The 26353-nt window shown below is 30.1% G+C and carries 25 protein-coding genes and 1 pseudogene; 23 read left to right on the top strand and 3 right to left on the bottom strand.

The annotated features are described in order from the left end of the window. Positions 1 to 8 precede the first annotated feature (8 nt). The 11 genes and pseudogenes from CLFE_RS13830 to CLFE_RS13780 all read left to right on the top strand — a co-directional run bounded on the left by CLFE_RS13830 (position 9) and on the right by CLFE_RS13780 (position 11041). The gene (locus tag CLFE_RS13830) at positions 9 to 212 is read left to right on the top strand and encodes a hypothetical protein (RefSeq protein ID WP_207651365.1); all 204 of its coding nucleotides are present in this window, start codon (positions 9 to 11) and stop codon (positions 210 to 212) included. An 11-nt stretch (positions 213 to 223) separates the two neighbouring features. Further along, positions 224 to 502, top strand: coding sequence for a hypothetical protein (locus CLFE_RS13825; RefSeq protein ID WP_077892959.1), 279 nt, complete (start codon positions 224 to 226; stop codon positions 500 to 502). A gap of 220 nt (positions 503 to 722) precedes the next feature. Beyond that, entirely contained in the window at positions 723 to 1919 is a 1197-nt protein-coding gene (locus CLFE_RS13820) for a PucR family transcriptional regulator (protein ID WP_077892960.1), read from the top strand. Between the two features lie 246 nt (positions 1920 to 2165). Then, positions 2166 to 3503 (top strand): 4-aminobutyrate--2-oxoglutarate transaminase, encoded by a 1338-nt coding sequence (gene gabT, locus CLFE_RS13815; protein WP_077892961.1) that lies wholly within the window; start codon positions 2166 to 2168, stop codon positions 3501 to 3503. 244 nt (positions 3504 to 3747) lie between these two features. Continuing rightward, positions 3748 to 5223 (top strand): aldehyde dehydrogenase family protein, encoded by a 1476-nt coding sequence (locus tag CLFE_RS13810; RefSeq protein WP_077892962.1) that lies wholly within the window; start codon positions 3748 to 3750, stop codon positions 5221 to 5223. A gap of 13 nt (positions 5224 to 5236) precedes the next feature. Next, on the top strand, positions 5237 to 6301 hold the full coding sequence (locus CLFE_RS13805; RefSeq protein WP_077892963.1) for an ABC transporter substrate-binding protein: 1065 nt from the start codon (positions 5237 to 5239) through the stop codon (positions 6299 to 6301). Between the two features lie 9 nt (positions 6302 to 6310). Continuing rightward, positions 6311 to 7399, top strand: coding sequence for an ABC transporter ATP-binding protein (locus CLFE_RS13800; protein ID WP_349497245.1), 1089 nt, complete (start codon positions 6311 to 6313; stop codon positions 7397 to 7399). Next, on the top strand, positions 7392 to 8291 hold the full coding sequence (locus CLFE_RS13795; RefSeq protein WP_077832045.1) for an ABC transporter permease: 900 nt from the start codon (positions 7392 to 7394) through the stop codon (positions 8289 to 8291). Before CLFE_RS13800 ends, CLFE_RS13795 begins: the two co-directional genes overlap by 8 nt. Position 8292: 1 nt before the next feature. Then, positions 8293 to 9051, top strand: a pseudogene (locus tag CLFE_RS13790) (ABC transporter permease); the annotation flags it as partial. Positions 9052 to 9091: 40 nt separating this feature from the next. Then, a complete protein-coding gene (locus CLFE_RS13785; RefSeq protein ID WP_077832047.1) occupies positions 9092 to 10477 on the top strand; it encodes a putrescine aminotransferase in 1386 nt (461 codons plus the stop codon). A gap of 297 nt (positions 10478 to 10774) precedes the next feature. Continuing rightward, positions 10775 to 11041: a hypothetical protein gene (locus CLFE_RS13780; RefSeq protein ID WP_077892965.1), complete on the top strand. Its 267-nt coding sequence runs from the start codon at positions 10775 to 10777 to the stop codon at positions 11039 to 11041. Between the two features lie 58 nt (positions 11042 to 11099). Here the strand turns inward: CLFE_RS13780 and galE are convergent, their stop codons facing one another. After that, positions 11100 to 12083: a UDP-glucose 4-epimerase GalE gene (gene galE, locus CLFE_RS13775; RefSeq protein ID WP_077832049.1), complete on the bottom strand. Its 984-nt coding sequence runs from the start codon at positions 12081 to 12083 to the stop codon at positions 11100 to 11102. 155 nt (positions 12084 to 12238) lie between these two features. On the opposite strand from galE, the gene uppS reads away from it, so the two are divergent. Both uppS and CLFE_RS13765 read left to right on the top strand, forming a co-directional pair. Then, positions 12239 to 12880, top strand: a complete 642-nt coding sequence (uppS, locus tag CLFE_RS13770) for a polyprenyl diphosphate synthase (RefSeq protein ID WP_077832050.1) — start codon at positions 12239 to 12241, stop codon at positions 12878 to 12880. Positions 12881 to 13153: 273 nt separating this feature from the next. Next, positions 13154 to 13888, top strand: coding sequence for an HAD hydrolase family protein (locus tag CLFE_RS13765; protein WP_077892966.1), 735 nt, complete (start codon positions 13154 to 13156; stop codon positions 13886 to 13888). An 84-nt stretch (positions 13889 to 13972) separates the two neighbouring features. On the opposite strand, the gene CLFE_RS13760 is transcribed toward CLFE_RS13765, so the two are convergent. After that, positions 13973 to 15892 (bottom strand): LTA synthase family protein, encoded by a 1920-nt coding sequence (locus CLFE_RS13760; protein WP_077892967.1) that lies wholly within the window; start codon positions 15890 to 15892, stop codon positions 13973 to 13975. A gap of 190 nt (positions 15893 to 16082) precedes the next feature. Between CLFE_RS13760 and rlmD the strand changes: the two genes are divergently transcribed. From rlmD to CLFE_RS13710, 10 genes are all read left to right on the top strand, one after another. Continuing rightward, positions 16083 to 17444: a 23S rRNA (uracil(1939)-C(5))-methyltransferase RlmD gene (gene rlmD / locus CLFE_RS13755; protein ID WP_077892968.1), complete on the top strand. Its 1362-nt coding sequence runs from the start codon at positions 16083 to 16085 to the stop codon at positions 17442 to 17444. A 544-nt stretch (positions 17445 to 17988) separates the two neighbouring features. Next, the gene (locus CLFE_RS13750; protein WP_169850914.1) at positions 17989 to 19446 is read left to right on the top strand and encodes a caspase family protein; all 1458 of its coding nucleotides are present in this window, start codon (positions 17989 to 17991) and stop codon (positions 19444 to 19446) included. A gap of 166 nt (positions 19447 to 19612) precedes the next feature. Next, a complete protein-coding gene (locus CLFE_RS13745; protein ID WP_077892969.1) occupies positions 19613 to 19813 on the top strand; it encodes a hypothetical protein in 201 nt (66 codons plus the stop codon). Positions 19814 to 19872: 59 nt separating this feature from the next. After that, positions 19873 to 20040 carry a hypothetical protein gene (locus tag CLFE_RS13740; RefSeq protein WP_250944631.1) on the top strand — a complete coding sequence of 56 codons (168 nt, stop codon included), beginning with the start codon at positions 19873 to 19875 and terminating at the stop codon, positions 20038 to 20040. Positions 20041 to 20120: 80 nt separating this feature from the next. Further along, positions 20121 to 21512 (top strand): hypothetical protein, encoded by a 1392-nt coding sequence (locus CLFE_RS13735; RefSeq protein WP_077892971.1) that lies wholly within the window; start codon positions 20121 to 20123, stop codon positions 21510 to 21512. A gap of 142 nt (positions 21513 to 21654) precedes the next feature. Then, the gene (locus CLFE_RS13730; protein WP_077892972.1) at positions 21655 to 22737 is read left to right on the top strand and encodes a hypothetical protein; all 1083 of its coding nucleotides are present in this window, start codon (positions 21655 to 21657) and stop codon (positions 22735 to 22737) included. Between the two features lie 443 nt (positions 22738 to 23180). Further along, a complete protein-coding gene (locus CLFE_RS13725) occupies positions 23181 to 23495 on the top strand; it encodes a YdcP family protein (protein ID WP_077892973.1) in 315 nt (104 codons plus the stop codon). Positions 23496 to 23515: 20 nt separating this feature from the next. Continuing rightward, positions 23516 to 23902, top strand: coding sequence for a YdcP family protein (locus tag CLFE_RS13720; protein ID WP_077892974.1), 387 nt, complete (start codon positions 23516 to 23518; stop codon positions 23900 to 23902). A 69-nt stretch (positions 23903 to 23971) separates the two neighbouring features. Further along, a complete protein-coding gene (locus tag CLFE_RS13715) occupies positions 23972 to 24133 on the top strand; it encodes a hypothetical protein (RefSeq protein WP_242951583.1) in 162 nt (53 codons plus the stop codon). 26 nt (positions 24134 to 24159) lie between these two features. Beyond that, positions 24160 to 24717: a hypothetical protein gene (locus tag CLFE_RS13710; protein ID WP_242951584.1), complete on the top strand. Its 558-nt coding sequence runs from the start codon at positions 24160 to 24162 to the stop codon at positions 24715 to 24717. A gap of 118 nt (positions 24718 to 24835) precedes the next feature. On the opposite strand, the gene CLFE_RS13705 is transcribed toward CLFE_RS13710, so the two are convergent. Then, on the bottom strand, positions 24836 to 26290 hold the full coding sequence (locus CLFE_RS13705; protein ID WP_250944628.1) for an IS1182 family transposase: 1455 nt from the start codon (positions 26288 to 26290) through the stop codon (positions 24836 to 24838). Positions 26291 to 26353: the final 63 nt, after the last annotated feature.

Raw genomic sequence — 26353 nt, 5'->3', positions numbered from 1 at the left:
GGTTACTCTTGCAAACAGATGGAAATATTAAATACAATTATGAAAATTTAGCATCAGACGAAGCTCAAGTGAGTATTAGAGATGTTAGATTTGCACCAGATTTAGATCAAAGGGAAATAATTAATGTAATACTTTATGGATTAACCAGATTCAAAAATCAAGGAATAGAACTTAAAGACGTTAAAAAAAGCTTGGATATATATGAAAGATAGGAGAAATACTTATGGAATATATTATGCCAATAGATGATACAGCTACACTACCATCAATCGGGTGTGTAATTTTGGGCAATAACCCTAAAATCACAAAGGAAAATATATCGATGTTAAATTTAAAGGATAAATCTGTTATGGTTAAGACATCCAATGGAGAAATTATATTTACAGTTTTAGATGTTAATATATCTATTTCAATATGGGAAAATTTAAATATAGGAATTAATGTTGCGAAATCAGATGACTTTTCTAAGATAAGAGCAGGAGATTTATTATATAAGCTATAGATAAGTAATTATTAGATTGAAAAATAAATGCTCTATAAATAAGAATAATTTAAAAATAACGAATCAGCTAAAAATTAGGTAAGTTGATTCGTTATTTTTTTATCAGCTATTAATTAAAATGCATTATTATTAATAAATATGTAAAAAAACAAGTTGTTTTATGATAAAATAATACTATATTGAATTAATAATTAATATATAAACTAAAAGGGGGGATAACATGCTTACTACTTGTAAAAGTATTTTAAAATTGCCTTACCTTGAAAAGATAAAAGTTGTGGCAGGAGAGGAAGGTTTAAACAGAATTATAAGATGGGTTCAAGTCGTTGAATATCCAGAATATTCGAAATGGCTTAAAGGGGGAGAACTCATACTTATAAGCGGTATAGGTATAAAAAATAATATAAATGCGCTTGTGGATTTTATTAAAGATATAAATTCAAGAAATCTTTCAGGAATTGTAATAAGTGTAGGACCATATATAAAGGGAATACCCAAGGAGGTTGTAGAGATTGGAAATCAACTCAATTTTCCTGTATTTCAGATTCCTTTTGAAGTTAAATTCATAGATGTAAGCCAAAGTATATGTAAAGCTATTTTTGCAAATAAGGTAGACCAAGAGTCTATGGATAACTTTATGAAAGACATAATTTTTAGAGATTTTACTTTTTCAGAAGATATACTTAATAGAGCCATGGTATATGGGTATGATCCTAAAAAGAACTATACATCTTTCGTTATTGGACTTAATAATACAAATAATACGTTTAAGGATAATTTACCAACAAAACATTATGTAGAACAGATTGTAATAGATGTTTTGAATAAGTGGAAGAAAAAGAGTATATATATAATGCAGTATAATTCCATTATTCTTATGATACCTGAAAATAAAAAGATTACTATGAATAATATAGCAAAGAATATTATAGAAAGTATCAATTTAAAAACTGAAAACATAAACGTAAATATAGGAATTGGGGGAGGTTTTAGTGATCTTAAGGACTTTAAGACAAGTGTTAATGAGGCTCATAGGTGTCTTAAAGTTCTAAAGCTTAATAGAGAAATCAATGCCTTTAAAAGTTATGATGAGCTTGGAATATATAAATTGTTCTTTAAGATGGAGGACAAAGAAGAGATGAAGAAGTTCTATTTGGATACTCTTGGAGAGTTAATGGATTATGATCTTAAAAATAGTACTGATCTTATGGGAACTTTAGATATGTATATAAGAGAAAGTGGAAATATAAATAAGACAGCTGAAGAACTTTTTATTCATAGGAATACTTTAAAATATAGGATAAAGAGAATAGAGGAAATATCAAAGTGCAATCTTAGAGATATAAATGTATTATTTAATTTCGATACTGCTATTAAAATAAAGAAGTTTCTAAAAATGGAAAGTATAAGTTTATAGTGGCTATAGTCTATAAATACTAAAAATGGACAAAGGGAAGCCTTCAAATTTGTATATTTTAGATATATGAACTTTGTTTGAAATGTGATAAATTATATACAGTGTTATTGATAAAAATGCAAAAACAAAACGAATATTTTGATAATCTATTAAGAAACATAGAAGAAAGTGATAAAATAGTACGATTTTGAGTTTGCTAAGTATATTTTAAGTAGAAATTTTGTGTATGATTTGGAGGAATTGAATATGGAAGAGACAAACGCTAAGATTGTGACTACGGTGCCAGGACCTAAATCAAATGAACTTTTTAAGAAAAGGGAAAAATATGTTGCAAAGGGAGTAGGATGTTCGTATCCAGTATTTGTTGATGAAGCCAAGGGCGCATTAGTTAAAGATATTGATGGCAATGTATTTGTAGATTTTGCAGGTGGAATTGGTGTTCAGAATATTGGACATAGAGATGCTGGAGTAGTAGAGGCTGTTAAAGAGCAGCTTGATAAATATATTCATGCTTGTTTTCATGTAAATATGTATGAACCTTATGTGGATTTGGCAGAAAAACTTACAGAGGTAACTCCTGGTAGTTTTGCGAAAAAAGCCATGTTTGCAAACAGTGGAGCTGAAGCTGTAGAAAATGCCATAAAAATAGCAAGAGCGTATACTAAAAAATCAGGAATAATTTCTATGCAGGGATCCTTTCATGGTAGAACAAATATGACAATGTCTATAACAAGCAAATACAAACCATATAAAAATGGATTTGGTCCTTTTGTATGTGAAACCTATAAGGCAGATTACGCATACTGCTATAGATGTCCACTTGGATGTAAGTATCCAGAGTGTAATATTGCTTGTGCAGAAAAACTTAGGACAATGCTTAAAACAGTAGTTTCTCCAGATATGATTGCATGTTTAATAGCAGAACCAGTTCAAGGTGAAGGCGGATTTGTAGTTCCTCCTAAAGAATATTTTAAGGCACTACAAGAAATATGTAATGAAAATAATATAATATTTATTGTAGATGAAGTTCAAGCTGGTTTTGCAAGAACAGGTAAGCTGTTTGCACACGAATATTTCGATGTCGATGCAGATCTTATAACAATGTCAAAATCTATAGCTAATGGACTTCCTGTATCTGCTGTAGTTGGAAAAGCAGAAATAATGGATGCAGCATGTGTTGGAGGCATTGGTGGAACTTATGGGGGAAATCCTCTTTCCTGTGTAGCAGCGCTTAAGGTTATAGATAAAATTCAAGAATCAAATTTAAATGAAAAAGCATTAGAACTTGGCAAAGCTATAATGACTAGGCTTAATGAAATGAAAGAAAAGTATAATGTAATTGGAGATGTAAGAGGTCTTGGTGCTATGATAGGACTTGAATTTGTTAAGGACAAGGATTCGAAGGAGCCTAATCGTGAAATTGTTTCAAAAATATTAGATTACTGCTTCAAACATGGAGTACTTTTCTTAAATGCAGGACTCCTAGGAAATGTTCTTCGTTTCCTTCCACCAGTTGTAATGACTGAAGAGCAGTTAAACTATGGTTTGGATATTTTAGAAGAAGCTATAAAGGCAAATATTTAAAAATATATAATAATATAAAAGGGTATATAGAGTTTCAAGTGATTATAATTCATTTGAAACTCTATTTTTGTATAAATTGTTATAAACACATAAAAAAATGTAAGTATATTTGTACTTTTTGTACATAGTACTTTTATTAACAATATGATAAATTATATATAACATATTTAATAAATTATCAATAAATACAAATAAAAAATAATAAAGTTTTAACAAAACAACAATTTTCTGAGGAGGGTGACAAATGTGGGATGTTTTAAAAATGTATATTGATGGGCAGTGGCAACTATCAAGAAATAATAAAACTAGGGAAATATTAAATCCAGCAGATGGTAAAGTTATTGCTTTAGCAGCAGAAGGGGATAACGAAGATGTTAAAAAAGCAGTAATGGCGGCTAAAAAAGCTTTTTATGAGGGCGGTTGGATGGATACTCCAGCTGTGGAGAGAGCAAGATTATTATTTAAGGTAGCAGATATTATAGAGACAAAATCGGAGGAACTTAGTCTTATAGAAACAATGGACAATGGTAAGAGTTTGAGAGAAACAGAGGTGGATGTAATTGATGCAGCAGCGTGTATAAGATATTATGCAGGAATTGCAACTAAACCTCATGGAATTACCTATGATGTACCAGATGATGTTCAAGCGATGGTAGTTAGAGAACCCATAGGAGTTTGTGGACTGATAGTGCCTTGGAATTATCCACTTCTAATGGCAATATGGAAGATAGCACCAGCACTGGCAGCAGGAAATACCATAGTTTTTAAGCCTTCCGAATTAACTCCAATGTCCGCAGTTAAGCTTTTTGAAATATTTGAAGAAGCTAATTTCCCTAAAGGCGTAGTAAATTTAGTTTTGGGAGCAGGGGAAACTGTAGGTAATGAGATAGCTAGTAATATGGATGTAGATAAAGTTGCTTTTACAGGAGGTACAGATACAGGAAGAAGCATAATGAAGGCAGCAAGTTCAAATATCAAAAACATTTCTCTTGAGCTTGGAGGAAAATCTCCTAATATAGTTTTTGATGATGCAGACTTTGAAACAGCAGTGGATTATGCTATGTTTGCTATATTTTGTAACCAAGGTCAGATATGTTCAGCAGGATCAAGACTGATTTTACAAGAAGGTATTTATGATAAATTCATAGACAGGTTAGTTAAGAGAACGAAAAAAATTAAAGTTGGAAAAGGTACAGAAAAAGACACAGAAATGGGACCATTAGTATCAAAGGCACACATGGAAAAAGTTCTGAGTTATATAGAAGAAGGAAAAAAAGAAGGAGCAAAGCTTGTATGTGGAGGTAATAGAATACTTGAAGGAGAACTCAAGAATGGATATTTTGTAGAGCCTACTATATTTATAGATACAAAACCTTACATGAAGATAGTTAAAGAAGAAATTTTTGGACCGGTATTAGTAGTTCAAAAGTTTAAGGATGAAAAAGAAGCTGTACAAATTGCCAACGATACTCCTTATGGTTTAGCAGGTGGAGTTTTTACAAATGATATTGCAAAGGCTCATAGGGTTATAAAAAAATTAAGAGCAGGAATAACCTGGATAAACACATATAATCCAACCTACAACGAAGCACCTTGGGGCGGATATAAGCAAAGTGGTATAGGAAGAGAACTTGGTACATTTGGCTATGAAGAGTATACGGAGGTTAAGCAAATAAATATAAATCTTGATGTAAAGCCCATAGAGTGGTTTAAAGTATAGGGGGGAATGGTAAATGGTCCATAAAAAAGTAAAAAGAATAATTAGTGCAGCATTAATTACAATGATGGCAGCAGTAGTTTTTACAGGCTGTGCAGGGTCTAAAAATGCAGAAGATAGCGGTGGCACACTTAATGTATTTAACTGGACGGAATACCTTCCTAAATCAGTTATAAAGGAATTTGAAAATAAGTATCACATAAAGGTTAATTATACAACCTACTCATCAAACGAGGAAATGCTAGCAAAGGTTCAAGCAAGCTCTGGGCAATATGATGTAGCAGTGGCAAGTGATTACATGGTGGATATAATGAAAAAACAAAAATTATTAGAAGAGGTAGATAAAAGTAATATAAGTAATTTGAAGAATATAGGAGCGGATTACAAAAATCAATTCTTTGATCCGGGTAACAAATACAGTATTCCATATTTGTGTGGTAATGTGGTGGTAGTTGTAAATACAAAGAAATTTCCAGAAGGAATAACCAGCTACGGCGACTTGTGGGACAGCAAATTTAAAGGATCTATGGTGGTGCTCGATGATGAAAGAGCCATAATTGGAATGGCATTAAAAAAGCTAGGATACTCGCTTAATGAAACAGACACAAATAAGCTCAATCAGGCAAAGGAAGAACTAAAAAAATTAAAGCCTAATATAAAGTTATTTGACAGCGATAGTCCTAAGACTTCATTAATAAATGGAGAAGCATCTGTAGGCTTTTGTTGGACAGCAGAAGCGTATTTAGCCGAGAAGGATAACAAGGATTTAAAAACCTTTTTCCCTAAAGAAGGTTTATATGCAAATGAAGATAATCTAGTAATACCTAAGGATGCTAAAAATAAGAAAAATGCAGAATTATTCATGAATTTTATATTAGATCCTAAGGTGAGTGTAGAAATATCAAAGGCTTATCCTTATACTAATCCAAATGATGCAGCACGAAAAATGCTGGGATCAGAGTATACAGACAACAAAACCATTTATCCAGATAAGGATGTAGTAGATAAAAGTGAGCATGTAAAAGATCTTGGAGATACTACAAAATTATACGATTCAATATGGACTGAATTTAAGCAGTAAGGAGGTAGAATAATGGAGTATATGATAAGAGTTTTAAATGTAGTAAAAGCCTTTTCTGACCAAAAAGCTGTAGATAATGTAAGTGTGGATATTAAGAAGGGAGAATTTTTAACTCTTTTAGGTCCAAGTGGTTGTGGAAAAACAACTACTTTAAGAATGATTGCAGGTTTTGAAGAACCAACAGGAGGAAAAATAATTTTAGATGGAGATGATGTTTCCACTAAAAATCCATACGAAAGGGATGTAAATACAGTTTTTCAAAACTACGCCCTTTTCCCACATATGAATATTTTCAATAATATAGCTTTTGGTCTTAAAATTAAAAAATTCCCTAAAGATAAGCTTAAAGAAAAGGTAATGGAGGCTTTGAATTTAGTACAATTAAAGGGCTTTGAAAAAAGATATCCCTTGCAGTTAAGCGGAGGACAAAAACAAAGAATAGCAATTGCCAGAGCCATTGTAAATAGTCCTAAGGTACTTCTTTTAGATGAGCCACTTGGAGCTTTAGATTTAAAGCTTAGAAAGCAAATGCAGTTTGAGCTTAAACACCTGCAAAGAAAGCTTGGAATAACTTTTATATATGTAACTCATGATCAAGAAGAAGCGCTAACTATGTCTGATAGAATAGCAGTTATGAATAAGGGTAAAATTGAACAAATAGGTACGCCGGATGAAATCTATGAAAGACCTAAAACAAAATTTGTAGCTGATTTTATAGGAGAAACCAATATGTTTGAAGGAAAAATTAAAGAAAACAATGGAAAGGAAGCGAAGGCTTTAATTGAAGATGATGAAATAATAAAAATTACAGATAAAAATTTAGGAAAACTGAAAAATGAAGAGGCTGTTTATGTAGCAGTAAGACCTGAGAGAATGAAGTTAAGCTATGAAAACAGAGGAGAAAATAATGTTGTTAAAGGAAAAATAAAGGAGAGGATATTTGTTGGATCAATTAATAAAACAATTGTAGTCTTAGGTAGCGGACGTGAAATAGTAGTAAATGAGCCGGCTGCAAGTACATTTAAAATAGAAAATAGTAGAGATGAAGTATTTGTTCATTGGCAGTCAAAGGACGGGGTGGTGGTAAGCTATGGATAAGGTAATTACAGAAAATAAGACTATTATAACAAAGAATAAAACAAAAAAGAAAAAAAGCTATGGACATGTATTTACCTTATCTCCAGTAATTATTTGGATGTCTCTTCTAGTAGCACTTCCACTTGCTATAGTAGTAATAATGGGTTTTTTAACAAGAGGAAGCTATGGTCAAATTGAGTATAAATTCACTTTAGAAAACTACAAAAATCTTATCAATATAATGTATATAAAAATATTACTTTATTCCTTGTGGATTGCATTTTTAGCCACCTTAATATGTCTTGTTTTAGCATATCCCTTTGCATATTTTATAGCCAATTCACCAAAAAAATATAAGATAATCTTATTTATCCTTATAATGATACCTTTTTGGACTAACTCTTTAGTTAGAACTTATGCTTGGATTGTAATATTAAGAACTACAGGTATTATAAACTCGTATCTTATGAATTTTAATATTATAAAAACACCACTTAAAATGATTTATACAACAGGTGCTGTACTAGTTGGGCTTGTGTACACCTTATTTCCTTTTATGGTATTACCACTTTATACTTCAATAGATAATGTAGATAAAACATATATAGAAGCCGCCAGTGATCTTGGAGCAACACCTGTAAAAACCTTTTTAAATGTAATGCTGCCACTTACCATGCCCGGAATAGCAGCAGGCTGCCTCTTAGTTTTTATACCTGCCTTAGGACTGTTTTTTATTCCAGATCTTCTTGGTGGAAGCAAAGTGATGATGGTGAGCAACCTTATACAAAATCAATTTTTAACAGCTAGAAATTGGCCTTTCGGTTCTGCAATCTCAATACTTCTTATAGTAATAACAATAATTTTTATTATTTTTTACTTTAGAAAAGGAAATAAGAAGATGGAGGTGCTTTAAAATGAAGAAAAATAAAATAAAAAAAGGTGTGCTGTCAGGATATTCATTTCTTATATATTTATTTTTGTACGCACCAATAATAATTTTAATTGCATACTCCTTTAATGATTCAAAGGTAAATGCAGTATGGAAAGGCTTTACTCTAAAATGGTATGGAGTATTATCTCAAGACACCGACATACTTACAGCTTTAAATAATAGCCTTGTTGTTGCATTTTTTAGCACAGTAATATCTACTTTTGTAGGAACTCTTGCAGCGGTTGGAATGTATAAATATAAATTTAAAGGAAAGACAGTTTTAGATGGTCTTTTATATGTACCAATAATAATACCAGAAATAGTAATGGGGATTTCTCTTTTAGTATTCTTTTCAGAGGCTAAGGTATCCCTTGGAATTATAACTCTTATATTAGCTCATGTAACCTTTAGTATATCTTATGTAGTTGTAGTTATAAGAGCTAAACTAAATGGTTTTGATAAGTCGCTTGAGGATGCGGCCATGGACTTGTATGCTAATGAATTTCAAACCTTCTCTAAGGTTACACTGCCAATTATAGCTCCAGCAGTAGCAGCAGGTGCACTCATGGCACTTACTTTATCTCTTGATGATGTGATAATAAGCTTTTTCGTTTCGGGTCCAAGCTATGAAACACTACCTTTAAAAATTTATTCAATGGTAAGGGTAGGTGTTACCCCAGAAATAAATGCATTATCAACAGTAATGATAGTGATAACTTTAAGTTTCGCAATTATATCTGAAATAATGCAATTAAAATATAGAAAAGATTAGGAGTGATTTTATGATTAGTAATAATGCTGAATTAATAGATAATTTAGAAGAACAAGAGGATCTAATAGACTATACCCATAAGGTTTTAGATTTTATCAGTAAAGATACTTTAAATGAAAATGACAGAAAATTCATAATAAAAGAAACAGTCAATAATTTTAGAGATTTTGTAAATCCAGGCTTTCTTGATTATAGAAAGTCTGTAACAAAGGGGGGACAATATGCTGCGGTAGAATGGAGGGATGCAGGACTTAATAGCTTCATTGATGTAAATGGTAAAGAATATATAGATTGTCTTGGAGGCTTTGGAATTTATAATGTAGGTCACAGAAATCCTAAAGTATTAAAAGCAGTAAATGATCAGCTTAAACATCAAGCTCTTCATAGTCAAGATTTGCTTGATCCCTTAAGGGCAATACTGGCAAAGCTTCTTTATGAAATTACCCCAGGAAAACTTCAATATTCATTTTTTGGAAATAGTGGTACAGAAGCTGTAGAAGGAGCCATAAAGCTCGCTAAAATTCATCAGAATAAGAAAGGAAAAAATCATTTTATATCAACAGTGGGAGCATTTCATGGTAAAAGCTTAGGTTCATTGTCAGCAACTTCAAAGGGAGTATTCAGAAAGCCTTTTGCTCCACTTGTTTCAGGTTTTAAGCATGTATTTTATGGAGATATAGATATGATGTACAAGACAGTTAGAGCATCCAGCATGGTTGGCGAAGACATCGCCGCGATTATCCTGGAGCCCATACAAGGTGAAGGAGGTGTTATACTTCCTCCTAAAGACTATTTTGCAAAGGTAAAGGAAATATGTGATCAATTTGATATATTACTTATTGCAGATGAGGTGCAGACGGGTATGGGGCGTACAGGAAAAATGTTTTGCACAGAACACTATGGAGTGGAACCTGACATAATGTGTTTAGCTAAGGCATTAGGAGGCGGAATAATGCCTATTGGAGCAGTTATTGCAACAGAAGAGGTGTTTTCGGAATTTTTCCCAAATCCTTTTATTCATACAACTACCTTTGGCGGCAATCCATTATCCTGTGCTGCAGCTATTGCAACCATAAATGTTTTACTAGAAGATAAGATGCCTGAAAGAGCGGAGAAAATGGGAAAATATTTTATTTCAGAGCTTAGACGAGTAGGGAACAAGTATAAAGATATAGTAAGAGAAGTAAGAGGAATGGGACTTATGATTGGAATGGAGTTTGAGAATGATAAAATTGGCTACAAAGTATCAAAGGGGCTTTTCGATAAAGGAATATTAGTAGCGGGAACACTTATAAATGCAAAAACCATTAGAATAGAGCCACCGCTCACAATAGAAAAAGGACAGTGTGATAGAGTGGTGAAAGCTCTTGATGAAGTTTTAAGTAATTTAGTATAGATATTTGTAAGATTAAGGATAATTTCTTTTTTTTATAAGAAATTATCCTTAATTTTTTATTATTTATATTACATTTTTGATTAATTTGTGTTTTAAAATAATATAAATATTAACAAATATGTATAAATGCTATATAATTATATTGTAAATATTTATATGTTTAAGTATAGAATTGAAATGATGGATTCAATTACATAGAAAAAATACGATAATATATATAATATGATATTTTTTGTTGTAAAGATTATATGGTTAGGGTTAAAAGGTTATACTTCCAGTTATGAGAGGAGCGTATTTATGGTAGTGAGAGAGTTAAATGATAATGATATGAAGAATTGGACAGAATTTATCAATACCAGTGTTTCTAAATTAACTTTTGTAGAAGGTTTTAATTTTAAATCGTGCTTTAAATTAGGAGTAGAAGCTAATGGAGAATTGATAAGTGCAATAGAAGTTGAAGATGGCAATGATGAAGTAAAGTTATATAGTTTACCTCAGTATAGAGAAGTGGATTTTGAAGGTATTCTTATAAGCGCTGCAAAGTACTATAACAAATGTATTTAGATAGATTACAAATCCCCACAATGCAAGGATAAGCATTATGGGGATTTATAATAAAAGATTATTTATAACCGTTTGGATGATTTTTGTGCCATTTCCATGCAGTTTCTATTATAGTTTCAAGAGAATTGAACTTAGGTGTCCATCCCAATTCAGAAATAGCTCTAGCTGATGAGGCTACTAAAGTTCCAGGATCACCTGCACGTCTTGCACCCACTTCAGCCTTTATATTTATGCCGGTAACAGTTCTAGCTGTTTCAATTACTTGTTTGACTGAAAAACCTTTTCCGTTTCCTAAGTTGTAAATTGCACTATTCTCGCCGCGTCTAAGTCTTTCCAAAGCCAAAAGATGAGCTGAGGCTAAATCTGAAACGTGAACGTAATCCCTTACGCAAGAACCATCCTCCGTATCATAATCATCTCCATAGATCATTATTTTTTCTCTTTTTCCAGAAGCAGCTTGAAGAATTAATGGGATAAGGTGACTTTCAGGATTGTGATCTTCACCAATATCTCCGCTTATATGAGCTCCGCAAGCATTAAAGTATCTTAAAGCAGTGAATTTAATTCCATAAGCATTATCACACCATTTTAATATTTTTTCTACTGCAAGCTTTGATTCACCATAAGGATTAGTAGGGAAAGTTTTATCACTCTCCAAAATAGGAATATTTTCAGGTTCACCATAGGTTGCAGCTGTAGATGAAAATACTATATGTTTTACATCATGGTCCTTCATAGCGTTAATAAGCTTAACTACCGATTGAATATTATTATCAAAATATTTTAGTGGGTTTGTTACACTTTCACCAACCAGTGAATTTGCTGCAAAATCAATAACAGCATCTATTTTATTTTCATCGAAAACTTTATTTATAAAAGCTTCATCTCTTAAATCTCCTACATAAAGTTTATGATTTTTTATGGATTCTTTGTGACCGGTACAAAGATTATCTACAATAACTACATTATGACCATTTTCAGTAAGATAAGCTACCATATGACTTCCTATGTAACCTGCTCCTCCACAAACTAGTACGTTCATACTAAATACCTCCCTTGTATAATGGATAATTTTATTTTAGCATATATTTACTATGAAAAAAAATACTTTCAGTAAATATATTGTAAATATAAATGTATAAGTTATTACAATAATAGCTATACTAACAACATATTAGGTATTGGAGGGATTATTTTATGCGTTTACCAAATCATATAGGTATAATTCCAGATGGTAATAGAAGGTGGGCAGTAGAAAATGGAATGTCAAAGGAAAAGGGATACGATACTGGTATTTCTCCAGGACTTCAGCTTTTAAGACTATGCAAGGAAGCTAAAATAAAGGAGGTTACTTACTACGGTTTTACAGTTGATAATACAAAGAGACCTAAAAATCAAAGATTAGCCTTTACAGATGCTTGCATTAAAGCAGTTGAGAGCATTTTAGAAGAAGATGTATCACTTCTTGTGGTAGGAAATACTGAATCAGATATGTTTCCTAAAGAACTTCTTCCTTACACAAAAAGAAAATCCTTTGGACGTGGAGGTATTAAGGTTAATTTTTTAGTTAACTATGGATGGGAATGGGATTTAAATAAAATAAAAGAAGGAAAAAGAAGCAGTAAAAAAATAACAGATGATATTAATTCTTCATATATATCTAGAATAGATTTAATAATTAGATGGGGAGGTAGGAGAAGACTTAGTGGATTTCTGCCTGTTCAATCAATATACTCAGATTTTTATGTTATAGATGATTATTGGCCAGATTTTAAGAAGGAACATTTTTTGAATGCGTTAGATTGGTACAATAAGCAGGATGTAACTCTAGGTGGCTAGAGAAATATTACTTTAAAATATAGTTTATTTAGTGAAAAATAATATGTAGATAATAATTTCTATTTCTATTTTAAGATAAAATAAAACTTAAATTATTGAAAATTACAAAAAATTCGATTAAATCTAACAATAATTTTAAGATTAAGTAAAAATTATTGTTTACATTTGACAAAAAAAATAGTATTATTAGTTGTGATGAGGATATTTCATATTTTACAAAATATTTAGCCAATATATAATTTTTTATTAAACAAAGCGTGGGGGAATAGATTTATGTATGAAGGGTTAGTAATAGATGTAGATTATTTATTAAATGCAGTACAAGAACTAAAAATCAGCTTCGATAGAAAGCTAAAGACACTTAACTTACTAATAGAAAAAAATATACCTATTGTGTTGTATAGTGATAATAATAAAGAATATATAGACAGTATTATGAAACATTTGAGAGTAAAAGAACCAGCTATAATAGCCGGTGGAGCACAAATATATTCGCCATTTGAAAAGGCATATGAAGAAATGATTCCGTTGTCAATAAATACGGTTTGTCAGCTTGGTAATTGGGCAAGTAATCAAAATTTAGATGCTATAATAAGTACTGACAGAGCTGTTATGAATTATGGTGCATGGGCTAAAGATTTAAAGGAAACAACTTACATAGGTATTAGAAGTAAGTTTTCAAATGTTGTAAAAATTGAAATATATATAAGAAATGATGATAAGAGAATTGAGTTTTTGAACTTTATAGGAAAAAACAATTTAGAATGTTCTCCACATATGTATTTAAATCATGTGTCATGCATAAACTATATGGTCGATAAGGGAAATACTTTAAAGTACCTTGCAAAACGAAAAAACTGGAATATCAAAAAATTTGCTGTGTTGGGAGATCATTATAGAGATGCATCTATTTTTGACGAAGTTGGATATATAATGTCAATTTCTGATTTCGTTAAGGATTTTCAAAATAATTTTGAAATCGATAGTGATATGCTTAATATAGTTTAATCATAAAAAAATAAGAACTCATTATGATATGATACCTCTAAAGTAGACATGGTAAATAACCAAATCTACTTTGGAGGTATTTTTTTATTTCTTTTTTTTGCTTGTGAATTTTTTTAGTAGATTATGGTTCAAAGTGTTGTCAGAATACTGAAGTTGAACTAATGCGTCATCCTTTTCTTTCTTTAATTTAGGGGATTCAGCAATAGTAGTTCCTGTTTTTATATCATAATAGGTATTTGTCCAGGATACATAGAATACATTTCCATCAGTAAAAGATCCGTTTCTAAAGATAACCATTCTATTTTTTGTAGAGAATAAGTCTGTACCAAGCATATAATTTTGGGGTAAACCAAACATATTTGCTATAGTAGGATATAAATCGATTTGGCCAGAGTACTCATTGTTTACACCTTTATTCTCATCCTTTGGAAAATGAATAAACATAGGTACCTTTTGCAGCTGATACCAATCTAAATCAGTTGGGTTTTTTATATTCTGAAAATCGTAAAGATCATTAATTTTATCTTTTGGTATAGCATAATGATCTCCATATAAAACTACCACTGAATTATCCATAATACCGCTTTTTTCAAGATTATCTAAAAATTCTCCAAGCTGAGCATCTGTATAGTGTATGCCTTTAAGGTAGTCTCCAAGTAAAGTACCGTCATAGGAGCCTACATTAAAATCCCCATAGCCCGTGGTATCGTCATAAGGATAGTGACTGCTTAAAGTTATTACAAATGAATAATAAGGCTCTGAAAAACTTTTAAGCTTAGTAAGGCTTTGTCTTAAGAAGGATTTATCACTGAGACCCAAACCTACAGTTTCGTTTAAATTAAAGCTTTTTTCTCCAAAGAAATCCTTGAATTTTTGAGCCTTATACATAACATTTCTATTCCAAAACCCTTCCTTATAGCCATGAAGTACAGCAGTATAATAATTATTATCATTCATTTCCTTTGCAAGAGAACTGTAAGTATTCCCTGCATATAAATAGTAAGCAGCACCTGAAGACGCAGGATAAAAGGAATTGTTACTTAAAAACTCTGCATCAGAGGTGTTCCCAGAAGACACTTGATAAAAATAATTATTAAAATATAAAGATTTATTAATCCATCTATTTAAATTTGGAGTAATCTCCTGATTTTCTACCTTTGAATTTATTACAAACTGTTGTAGTGCCTCTACTTGAATTATTATAAGGTTTTTTCCTTTGTAGCGGCCTGTCATAACAGACGGTGCATTCGAGCTGTTTTTATTTAGAGCATTTTTTATATTATTTTCAGTTTTGCTTGAAAGCTTCTTGCTATTGGAAATTTTGTTTTGTGTTACATTATATAGATCAAGCACATGAAAATCTAGAGTGCCTAAAAATTTATCTATGTAGACCTTATTGTACATAGTTTGTAATAGATTTGGCTGAGAAACAGACATATTGTATATTGCTTTTCCATTAATATATCCAGCTGGAATTAACAAAATAAGAAATAATGAAGCTCTAAAGGCAAGCTTTAATTCATTTCTTTTATGCTTTTTATAAATAAACAAAATAGGAATTAATACTAAAACATCCACAAAATATAAAAAGTCAGAAAGGGTTATTAAACTAGTGACGCTAGATTTAACACCTCCAAGCATAACTCCATTTTTTAAAACACCTATTGAAATTATGTCTTTAAAATAGCTAAAGTAAACTGTATCTGCAATAATTAGAATACTTATTAGAATATCAAAAATATACAAAAGTCTAGTTCTGATTTTGCTTTTGAAAATTACAGCTATACTTAAAAGGCATACAGTAGAGGACATTATAGGTTTAATAATTAACTTATAATGTGTGTATTCTGGATAAATTAGTCTGTCAAATTTAATCAATTTTATAGGAATAATGATTAAAAAAAGCAATATATCTAAATTATCAAGGAGTAAGTTTTTAAGTTTTCTTAGTAAATATGTATTAGTAATGAGTAAATTTTTGAGATTTTTAAGTAAATTTTTCATAAATCCTCCAGTCTTTAAAAAGTTTCACTTATTCTATAATATTCCAATAAAAAAACCTTGTAAAGTATTTTAGCTATATATCTTCCTATTACTCTTTAAATATATAAATTTTTAGGTTTACATGCTTTGAATATTAGTGCATAATATTATGGGAAAGTTTTAATTTGAAAGTACATGAGGAGAAGAAAACATGAGAAAGAATGAAGTTCGAGAATTTTTAATTGAAGATATAGAGTTTCCAGCAGTTGGAATAGCAAAACATAACGATAAAAAAGTTTACATAAAAGGAGCTGTACCAGGACAAAAGGTTTTAGCTAGAGTAAGCAAAATAAGACGTGAGAAAATAGAAGCAAAGCTTAAGGAAATAGTAGAAAATATTTCTGGAGCGGTTCAGCCTAAGTGTCCTGATTTTGGAGTGTGTGGAGGCTGTGTTCATCAGTTTTTATCCTACGAAAAACAGCTTGAATTAAAGGAAAGAGAAGTACTTAAGCTTTTTGAAGATGCAAAAATAGATGGCTTTGAGTACTTAGGAATAGTGGGAAGTCCTGAAAAGGAAGAATACAGAAATAAAATGGAATATACCTTCGGGGATTTTGTAAAAGGAGGGGAGCTTACTTTAGGAATGCATGCTAAGAACAGCGGTTTTTCTATAGTAAACACAGATAATTGTACTATAGTGGATGAAGACTTTAGAACAATACTAAAAACAGTTGTTCAGTATTTTAGAGAAAAAAGCCTTCCTATATATAAGGTCATACAGCACACAGGTTATTTAAGAAATCTAGTAGTAAGAAAAGCTAAAAACACAGGAGAAATATTAATAGCCCTTGTAACTACTTCTCAAGTGGATTTTGATTTAACTGAGCTTACAGAAAATCTTAAAAGTATAAGTTACCTTGGACAGTTAAAGGGAATACTTCATGTTATAAACGATGGACTTGCAGACATGGTTCAAGGGGATAAAATCATAACCCTATTTGGTGAAGACTACATAACAGAAAAAATACTAGACTTAAAGTTTAAGATATCTCTATTCTCCTTCTTCCAAACTAATTCTAAAGGAGCGGAAAAGCTATACAGCGAGGTTCTAGATTTTCTAGGTGATGTTTCGAACAAAACTGTTTTTGATTTGTACTGTGGTACAGGAACCATAGGACAGTTGGCATCAAAAAAGGCAGATAAGGTAATAGGAATAGAGCTTATCGAAGAGGCAGTTGAAGCTGCAAAGGAAAACACAAAGCTTAACAATATTTCAAACTGTACTTTTATAGCAGGCGATGTAGCTAAAGTTATAGGAGAAGTAAAGGAAAAACCAGATACAATAATCCTTGATCCACCAAGACCAGGAGTTCATCCTAATGCTATGAAATATGTTATTAAGTTTAATGCACCGGAGATAGTTTACGTTTCTTGCAATCCAAAGACCCTTGTAAATGATCTTGGGGTTTTAAGAGCTTATGGATATGAAGTTAAGAAGGTTAAGGTTGTAGATATGTTTCCGGGGACGGGGCATGTGGAGACGGTTGTGTTGCTACAACGAAAAATTATATAGAAATCCTTAATTTTAGGCACTTCTTCAACCATTTTGTTTTTACGAGTGAAGGGGATAAAATCCGTAATAAACAGTTAAAAAAATATATTAACGTTTCTGTGGTTATTGATATGGAGTGTGGGAACACAAAAGAATAGTGTTAGGAAAAAGAGATATTGTGAAAAATATCATTGAAAATCACTTGCTTTTTTATGTAAAAAAGTGAGTGATTTTTATGGATTTTATTAGACTTAATAAGTGTTTCATTTTAAAATAATATCAAAAATACACTTATTTTATAATTTGTACTTATTTTAATTTAATATTATTAAAGCACATTTGTTTTCTTAATGTGGTTTATGAATTATGTATAAAAATTCAATAAAATAGTAATTTATTAACTTAAAATGGTTGAAATCTGCAAACTAATTGATTGTAGATTTTTTTATTTTTACTTAAAGAGTATACTAAATTAAAGGGAACTATTACAATTTGTAGAATAATGGTATATGAAGGACATAATGTATAACACAGTTATTATGTTTATAATGGGAAGTTGAGGGGATTGAAGACGGATACAATAAATAGATTAGCATTAGTTATAGGAAATTCAGAATATGAGGAGGTTGGAAAGTTAAGAAATCCATGTAATGATGCAAATGATATGGCATATTGTTTAATTAAATTAGGTTTTAAAGTAAATAAATACTTAAATCTTAACCAGAATGATTTAAATTCAAAAATTATAGAATTTGAAAAGGAACTTAACAATTATTCTACAGGGTTATTTTACTATGCAGGGCATGGGATGCAGATTAATGGAAAAAACTATTTGGTTCCGATAGATTGTAAAATCAGTAATGAAGAATTAACAGCGTTATCATGTTTTGATATGGATAATTTATTTAATGGCATATCTATGTATAAAGATAAAACAAATATTATAATTCTAGATTCATGTAGAACTAATCCATTTTCAAATAAGCTAAGAGGAACAATGCAAAGTGGATTTGCTGCAGTTTCAAATCCTCCTATGGGAACTATAATATCTTTTTCTACTAGTCCAGAATCAACAGCTGCTGATGGAGAAAATAGTAATGGATTATTTACAGAGGTTCTTAAAGAGTACATATTTAAACCAAATTTGAAGATTGAAGAGATGTTCAAGATGGTGAGAACAAAGGTAATAGAGTTATCTGCAAACAGTCAAGTCCCATGGGAACATTCTAGCCTTACAGGGGATTTCTATTTTCTGGTTAAACCCCAAAGTAGAAATAATGAAATTTCTGATATGGAGATATATAATTTTATTCAGGAACGATGGAAATATTACCATAAGCAAGAATTGAAAGATATCAAGGATATTGAATGTTTAGCATATGTAGATGCCTATAATAGATATAAAATTCCTATAATTGAAATTCTCAGATGTTACTCACGTGTTAGTTATTCAAAAGAAAATAGATTTTTTTCTGATGAAGATATTGATGAGATAAACATTAATTATTTGTCAGCATGGGGATTCAGATTAAAAAATTTCCGATGGTATTATAAAGATAAATATGTGAGGATGGGAGAACCTCTTCCAATTCCTAAAGAAATGCAAGAAATTCCGCCAATTAAAGGTCAAGAAATTTTAATTGAATTTGATATAGAAGCGAAGGTAAATGAAGGGTTATTATATTTTACTTCAACTGTAAACCTCCCAAATGGAACACCATTTATTTATTCACTAAAAAGAAAAGATGGTAGTTACTTTGCACAGTGTAACAGTAAAGTTATAGATAATACAGTTCCTTCAGATGGTTTTTCTGATAAAGGACAAACTCTTTGTGATGGTGTCTATACTATATCTCTTACATCACCTATTCATAGTGTACAACCAAAAGAATTAAAAAATATTTTTGGAGAAAGAAATAGAAATCTTATAGGAAAATATGTAAAATATAGTCCTATTGGGGGCAATATGATTGAGTATTCTAAGATTATCACTAAGGATGGAAATAAGATATTGATTTTTTAATTTATATAATACAAATTAGGATACTAATTTGTATTTGAGGTTTATTCATATAAATAGTAATTTATAAACAATGAAATGTACAAATCAATATAGATAGAAAGATATTAAACTATTAATAGATGTTTGTGTTAATATTATGTTGTAAAATTAAAGGAGTTCATGAAAAATGACGATACAGGATCTTATAAAATTTTATACCGAGAAGGAAAAACACTATCCTATTTCTGATCATTTCGTAAAATCAGGATATGGGCAAAAGAAAAATGGATATATTAAAAAAGCTAAAAAGGCAATAAAACAATTAGTTGTGAAGAGGCTGAACCCAACCAGCGGTGGCATTTTCTTGAATCATATGCTTCTACACTAGATGGTAAAGCTGATGCTAAAACTGTGTATCGCGTAATATGTCCAGAACTATTACTTTGGATGGCTGAGGCCGCAGGAGTTGATTCTAAAATCGTTGCCGAAGCAGAGCAGAGTGCCAGAGTTATTATCGATAATGGAGCTAATGGTTATGCAAGAAATAAAGCAGGTCGGGAAATAAAAAAGAACATAATTAAATGGGAAATGATTGAAAAACAAATTTTATTATAATAATAAAACAAATTTACAAATTCCAATTTAAGGTTTACTATTATAAATTAATAATTTGTAGTGCAGATATGGGGGATAGTATGGAAAACGATAAGAAACAGCAATACAGTGAAGAAGAAATTATAAGACAACGTTATTTAAAAACATCACCATTCAATAAAATAAACAGTAATATTAAATATACTGCTTGTGTTGGTACTAACGGGGGATACAATCAATCTACAATTTATGATGGGTTTAAGAGTGCTGTAGATACTCTAATTAAAAGCATTGGCGAATATAAAAACTACTCTGACTCTTTGGTGTATCCCATATTGTTTTGCATACGGCATAGTATAGAGCTGTTTTTGAAAGAGCTATATAGTTCTATTCAATATATAAAAAGCGTAAAAGAGAATCGTGATACTTTTGTTAAGCTAAATAAAGCAAGAAGAATCAAATTAAAAATATCTCAGCAACGTGATGATTGCGATTGGATAATTAGCCATAGTGATAAAAATAATAGTGATGCTCATACTGAGAGAAATAAAAAAAGACGAGAAATGCTACAGAAACGTCTTACAACAATTCAAGGTTGTATTGACTCATTTTCTGAAGAGTGTTTTAAAGACTCTAAGAAAGAAGAATTCACCCACAATTTAAATGAGCTAATACAAAAAATCACCAGCATCTATCATATTGATATTAGAATAAAAGAATTGTTTGATGATGTTTTACCACTTTTAAGTTATTATAAAGATATTGACCCTAATGGCGATGCTTTTAGATATTGGTCAGACAAAGATAGAAATCCACATTTTGAAACCAAGAAAATTAGTATTGTTAAATTAGATATTATTGCTGTTCAGTTTGAAGAAATGACAAAACTATTTAGCAGAATTGATTGGCTAATGTGGTATTTAAAAAAAGAATATAATACAGGGACATTTACAAAAGACCTTTCGCGGGCACAATTAGAAGAAGTATCGAAATTATTACCATTGCCAGATGAGTTTGATGAGAAAATAAAAGAAGTAAAAGAGCTTGTAAAAAAGAAATACAATATTGGTTCAAACAAATTTGATTATGCTCTCAAAATTATACGGAGGCATCGAGAGTTTTCTTCATATATGTGTGAAGAGAAAGTGTTTTCTTGTTTGAGTGATGATACCATGAAAATTTTTGCTGAATGTTCGTTAGGTCAACGTAATTGGGAAGAATCTTCAAGTGAAATTAGTATAAATGAATTGAATCTTCTGTTTACATTTTCTGAAATTACTGGTCGGAGATGTGAAGAAAAAAATTATGCTTATTTTTCCGAAGACTTACAATTTCTGTATTGGAACATGAAAAGAAAGTATAGAATTGGATGGCATGATATTAATCCTGTTTCTGAAATTGATTATGTTATAAAGGGAATGAAAAAATGTGGCCAAATAACATATGCTGAATTTATGGAAGGGTATATATTAAAGTTAAAAGGTCAGTCATAGTCGCTCAGCTGTGGTGCTGTAACCAATAACTGGAATTATTAATCTTTATCCTTCACATTATTTATAAAACAATTTGTTTACTGTAGAATCTTGAACTTTAGAGGATATCAATAATACAAATTAATCAAAATAGGTGGTAAAAATGGAAAGTTACAAATCAATATTAGCAAATTTAATTAATCAAAATCCATCAAAATCTTTTATTGCAGCTTGTAATAAGTATATCAATTGGATAAATAATAATGTTGTTATGGAATCAATATGTCTTTTGAATAATAATGAATGTAACAGTAAGTCAGAAAGTAAGAACAAGGCTATTGATTCACATTTAGTTTCCAAAGGTGCAAATTTAAAGCCTATATCTAAAAATGGAAAAGTAAGGACAATAGAAATTAATTATAAAAATCCAATAAATAATGAACTAAAAGAAACAGGCATTAAGAAAGCAACAACTTTCCCGGGGTTCTGTAAATATCATGATAATTTAATATTTATGCCATTAGAAAAAACAAAAATAGACATTTATACCAATGAGCATACTTTTTTATTAATCTTACGAGTAGTTGCATATAAAAGATATCAATCACAGAAAAAGTATAAGCAAACTTCATTAATAATTCAATCATTTAACAATGAAATTGTAAAAAATATGCTTAAAGAAAGTACTATTCATAAAGTAAAAATTGATAGTGTACTTAGTAAGAAGTCAACAAATAAGTTTAAAGCAATATGGTGCTTTATTAAAACTAATTTTACATTTAGATATAGTATAAAAGGGGCAAATAAAATAAATTGTGAGGATTATACAGCATTTGATCAGTTATCAAAAAAGCTTATAAATATGTTGCAAAAAGAAGATTATTCAGAAATAGTATTTAAGCAATTCACAATAAGAGAAAAGAAAATCGCATTTTCATCTGCATATAATATACCATTGAAAAAGAATAATTTATTTGTGTTTTTATTTGTCTTACCTGATAACAAAAAAAGTAATATATTAATAGCATGCTTAAAAAAAGATTTTGCATTACTAATGAAAGACAGTAAAATTAGAAAATGCTTTGATGGTGATGTAAATCAAATCCAAGAGTTAATAAATATTGATAGTGGATCAATAGTTTTTAATGGAGATGATGATGATTTTAACGATTATGAATATGCAAAGTATATTTATGAATCTGATGATCAGATAAAAGAGTTATTTCCACCTCATATACTAAAATAATATTTAAGACATAAAGCCAATATATTTATTTTGACATTATCCATATAATAAAAAAATGACAAATTCCAATTTTAAGCGTTGAAGTGATATAATTTTAGCATCGGCTCTTTTGTATTTTTCTCGTTACTTGAAAAAAATTTATTAATTAATTTTATTAGGGCGTTCAGAAATGAATGTCTATTTTCTATGAAAAAAAATAGAAAGGATGTGATTCAGATACAAAGAAAAAATGAGGAACGTTCACCGCCATTAAAAGATAATAAAATTTTTCTTATTCTGCCTAATTGATATTTACCTAAATGAATGGATTTTGTCAAGGGTGCGTAGCACAGAGCTTGCCCTTGATAAAATACAGTTATTTAGGTATTTTTTATGTGGCAGAATAGAAAAAATTCAGAAGTAAATTATTTATTTAAATATAAAAAGAAATGAGGTAAAGAAATATGGAATTAAAATATGTAATCCCAAACATGGAAAAGACATTTGGAAACTTAGAATATGCTGGTGAAGGCAAGATTGAACAGAGAAGGGTAAATGGGCATAATACAATTTTATCACGCAGCTACAATTTATATTCAGACGTTCAAAGGGCAGATGATATTGTTGTTATTCTTCCAACTGAAGCAGGTGAAAAGCATTTTGAAGTTGAAAAGAGGGTAAAGTTAATTAATGCACGAATTACCGCAGAAGGTTATAAAATTGGAACTCGAGGATTTACAAATTATATTCTTCATGCAGATGACATGGTAGAAGCATAAGGAAAGGAAGGTAAATTTATATGAGATTAGCAAATGGAATTGTTATTGATAAAGAAGCTACATTTGGAAATTTAAAGTTTTCTGCTTTAAGACGTGAGGTACATTTACAAAATGAAGATGGCACAGTATCTGAAGAAATCAAGGAACGCACTTACGATTTGAAATCAAGAGGGCAAGGAAGAATGATTCAAGTTAGTATTCCTGCAACTGTACCTGTAAAGGAGTTCGACTACAACGCAGAAGTTGAAATAATAAATCCTGTAGCAGATACTGTCGCTAATGCTACTTTTCAAGGTGCAGATGTAGACTGGTATATCAAGGCAGAGGATATCATTTTGAAAAGTGAAAAGCAGACTGCACATTCTGGTGCTAACAAAATTCAGAACCAACAACATGATAATAAGTAGACTTTGATTGTGCTTAAAATTACTGGATGGTATAATTTTCTTAAAAGAAAAATAAAGGAGAAAAAATTTATGAATGATAAAGAAATAATTCTTTCTAAAATATCCGAAATAATTAGTAGAAAAGGATTTTTTATACAAAGAAATTCAGAATTTAAAGCAAGATTAAAGTGTGTAGGACTTAATGAGCTTTTTGACAAATATTCAAAATATCTTATATATCTGAATATTTAGTAGATGATTTTGAAGAATTATCACATTTGTATGAATTGATGGGGCTTACAATTGAAATTGATGGAAGCAAAATATATGTGTCAACATGTATGCAAAACAATGATTCAAGAATTAATGAGTTGTTTTCTGTTGAATCGTGGCTAAAAACAGAACATCCAGAAGTTTATGATTCATATGAATCAGCTATTGATTCGTATATTCAAGGACACTCTGGTGCTTGTATAGAATCTTGCAGAACCTGTATTGTCAGCATATTTTCAAAATTTAAAGGTACAGAAGATTTTGCAAAATGGATGAGAGGCGCTTTTAATACAAGTGGGGATAGTAGTGAAGCCACCCCACAAGATTTATCAAATGCACTTAATCAAGATCTAAAAAAAGAAGATTTAGCAGAATTTTTTAATGAAAACAGGGATGGAAAGTTAAAGAAAACAAAGATGATTTATATGATTTATTCAATGATGTCAGATTATGGTACTCATAGAAATGAATCAACACAGGAAATTCCAACAATTGAGGATGCTTTGTTTTCATTAAGGCTTACAGATAGTATTTTGTTTTGGATATATTCTAAAAATAGTTAATTAATGTGTAGAACAAAGATAAGTAATGAATATTTCTATCTTTTATTTGAAAGGATAAATAATGCAAATAATTAAAAATAGAAGGTATCGGATAAAAGCCAGCGATAAATCGCTGGTTTCAGACTGTAGACAAATGGCATATTTTCAAAAATGAAAATATGCCATTTAGTTTATATTGGGAATAAATATGTATTTTAAAGTATATTTTATATAGCACAAGCAAATATCTTCTTCTTTTCCAAAGCCTATTTGCTAATTTCTTTAAATTCATGCATGCAAAAGTAAGAGTGACTGCCATTTTAATTTTAGCCAAGCTTCTTAAATGAGTGAATCTCATACCATGTTTTTCTTTTGCATCTGCAAAAATACGTTCAATAGTTTCTTTTCTCCTTTTGTATACACTATTAACATACCGTTCATGTCTGAGATATTCAGCTTCTTCTAAATAATTCTCCCATATATGTCTAGTAATAAGCTTTTGCTTATTTTTACTATTAGTACATTTCTTTATGAAAGCACAGCTTTCACAATCGTGATTATTAGATTTATATTCTTTATATCCATCTCTGTTGGTCGTTGAATATTTTAATATTTTGTTATTAGGGCATATGTAACAATCATAAAATTCATCATATGCATATTCATACTTTTTAAAGAAAACTTCCTTGGTCATAGGGCGTTTATATGGCATAGATGGTAAAATACCCGAATCTAGTATTGTTTTAGCAATGCATGGATTTTTATATCCAGCATCTACTGCAACAGCAACTAGTTTATCTCCAAATTTTGAATATACTTTATTATAAACATCATAAAAGCCAATACTATCATGAACATTTCCAGCAGTAACTTCAAAGCCTAGAACAAAATTGGCATCATCACATGCAGTATGAGCTAAATAAGCAAAACATTTTTCTTTTTCATTCTTATAAAACATTCCACTTTCCTTGTCAGTAGTACTTTGTACAATTTCCTTAGTCTCTATTTTTTTAGTTTTTTTTAAAGGTTTTTTACCATGTTCTTGTCTATCCAAATCAATTTCTTTATCAAGTTTGTTTTTATATTTTTTTGCCTCAATTTCAACATTAACTCTTTTGAATTTCTTCTTATTGGCACTAGCTTTTATATGTGTTGAATCAATATAAACTTGTTCTAGTGCTAAAAAGCCTTCTTTTTCAGCAATTTCAAGGATTTTCACAAATATATTTGTGAATACATCAGTATCTTTGAATCTTCTTTCATAATTTTTATTAAAGGTAGAAAAATGAGGTATTTTTTCACTCATTGAATAACCAAGAAACCATCTATAAGCTATATTAACTTGAATTTCCCTTATAGTTTGTCTCATTGAAGGTATTCCAAATAAATATTGAACAAGTACTATTTTTATAAGTACTACTGGATCAATGCTAGGTCTACCAAAGTCAGAATATAATTCTGATACTTCATCATATATAAAATTAAAATCTATGGATTTATCTATTTTTCTTAATAAATGATCTTTCGGAACCAGATCCTCTAAGCTGTTTAATTCAATTTGACTTCTTAATTCTTTTCCTCTTTTTGTTAACATTTTACTCATCACCATTTACTATTTTACAATAAAAAGAAATGAGTGTCGACTTTGTCGACACTC

Source organism: Clostridium felsineum DSM 794 (assembly GCF_002006355.2).
In the GTDB taxonomy this organism is placed as follows: domain Bacteria; phylum Bacillota; class Clostridia; order Clostridiales; family Clostridiaceae; genus Clostridium_S; species Clostridium_S felsineum.
The sequence above is the reverse complement of the archived record's forward strand: the minus strand, read 5'-3'. Positions and strand labels throughout refer to the sequence as shown.

What these genes read in the sequence shown, in the direction of transcription:
- CLFE_RS13825 (WP_077892959.1), top strand. Translation starts at nt 224, where the DNA reads ATGGAATATATTATGCCAATAGATGATACAGCTACACTACCATCAATC.
- CLFE_RS13820 (WP_077892960.1), top strand. Translation starts at nt 723, where the DNA reads ATGCTTACTACTTGTAAAAGTATTTTAAAATTGCCTTACCTTGAAAAG.
- gabT (WP_077892961.1), top strand. Translation starts at nt 2,166, where the DNA reads ATGGAAGAGACAAACGCTAAGATTGTGACTACGGTGCCAGGACCTAAA.
- CLFE_RS13810 (WP_077892962.1), top strand. Translation starts at nt 3,748, where the DNA reads ATGTGGGATGTTTTAAAAATGTATATTGATGGGCAGTGGCAACTATCA.
- CLFE_RS13805 (WP_077892963.1), top strand. Translation starts at nt 5,237, where the DNA reads ATGGTCCATAAAAAAGTAAAAAGAATAATTAGTGCAGCATTAATTACA.
- CLFE_RS13795 (WP_077832045.1), top strand. Translation starts at nt 7,392, where the DNA reads ATGGATAAGGTAATTACAGAAAATAAGACTATTATAACAAAGAATAAA.
- CLFE_RS13785 (WP_077832047.1), top strand. Translation starts at nt 9,092, where the DNA reads ATGATTAGTAATAATGCTGAATTAATAGATAATTTAGAAGAACAAGAG.
- CLFE_RS13780 (WP_077892965.1), top strand. Translation starts at nt 10,775, where the DNA reads ATGGTAGTGAGAGAGTTAAATGATAATGATATGAAGAATTGGACAGAA.
- galE (WP_077832049.1), bottom strand. Translation starts at nt 12,083, where the DNA reads ATGAACGTACTAGTTTGTGGAGGAGCAGGTTACATAGGAAGTCATATG.
- uppS (WP_077832050.1), top strand. Translation starts at nt 12,239, where the DNA reads ATGCGTTTACCAAATCATATAGGTATAATTCCAGATGGTAATAGAAGG.
- CLFE_RS13765 (WP_077892966.1), top strand. Translation starts at nt 13,154, where the DNA reads ATGTATGAAGGGTTAGTAATAGATGTAGATTATTTATTAAATGCAGTA.
- CLFE_RS13760 (WP_077892967.1), bottom strand. Translation starts at nt 15,892, where the DNA reads ATGAAAAATTTACTTAAAAATCTCAAAAATTTACTCATTACTAATACA.
- rlmD (WP_077892968.1), top strand. Translation starts at nt 16,083, where the DNA reads ATGAGAAAGAATGAAGTTCGAGAATTTTTAATTGAAGATATAGAGTTT.
- CLFE_RS13745 (WP_077892969.1), top strand. Translation starts at nt 19,613, where the DNA reads ATGACGATACAGGATCTTATAAAATTTTATACCGAGAAGGAAAAACAC.
- CLFE_RS13740 (WP_250944631.1), top strand. Translation starts at nt 19,873, where the DNA reads ATGGCTGAGGCCGCAGGAGTTGATTCTAAAATCGTTGCCGAAGCAGAG.
- CLFE_RS13735 (WP_077892971.1), top strand. Translation starts at nt 20,121, where the DNA reads ATGGAAAACGATAAGAAACAGCAATACAGTGAAGAAGAAATTATAAGA.
- CLFE_RS13730 (WP_077892972.1), top strand. Translation starts at nt 21,655, where the DNA reads ATGGAAAGTTACAAATCAATATTAGCAAATTTAATTAATCAAAATCCA.
- CLFE_RS13725 (WP_077892973.1), top strand. Translation starts at nt 23,181, where the DNA reads ATGGAATTAAAATATGTAATCCCAAACATGGAAAAGACATTTGGAAAC.
- CLFE_RS13720 (WP_077892974.1), top strand. Translation starts at nt 23,516, where the DNA reads ATGAGATTAGCAAATGGAATTGTTATTGATAAAGAAGCTACATTTGGA.
- CLFE_RS13715 (WP_242951583.1), top strand. Translation starts at nt 23,972, where the DNA reads ATGAATGATAAAGAAATAATTCTTTCTAAAATATCCGAAATAATTAGT.
- CLFE_RS13705 (WP_250944628.1), bottom strand. Translation starts at nt 26,290, where the DNA reads ATGTTAACAAAAAGAGGAAAAGAATTAAGAAGTCAAATTGAATTAAAC.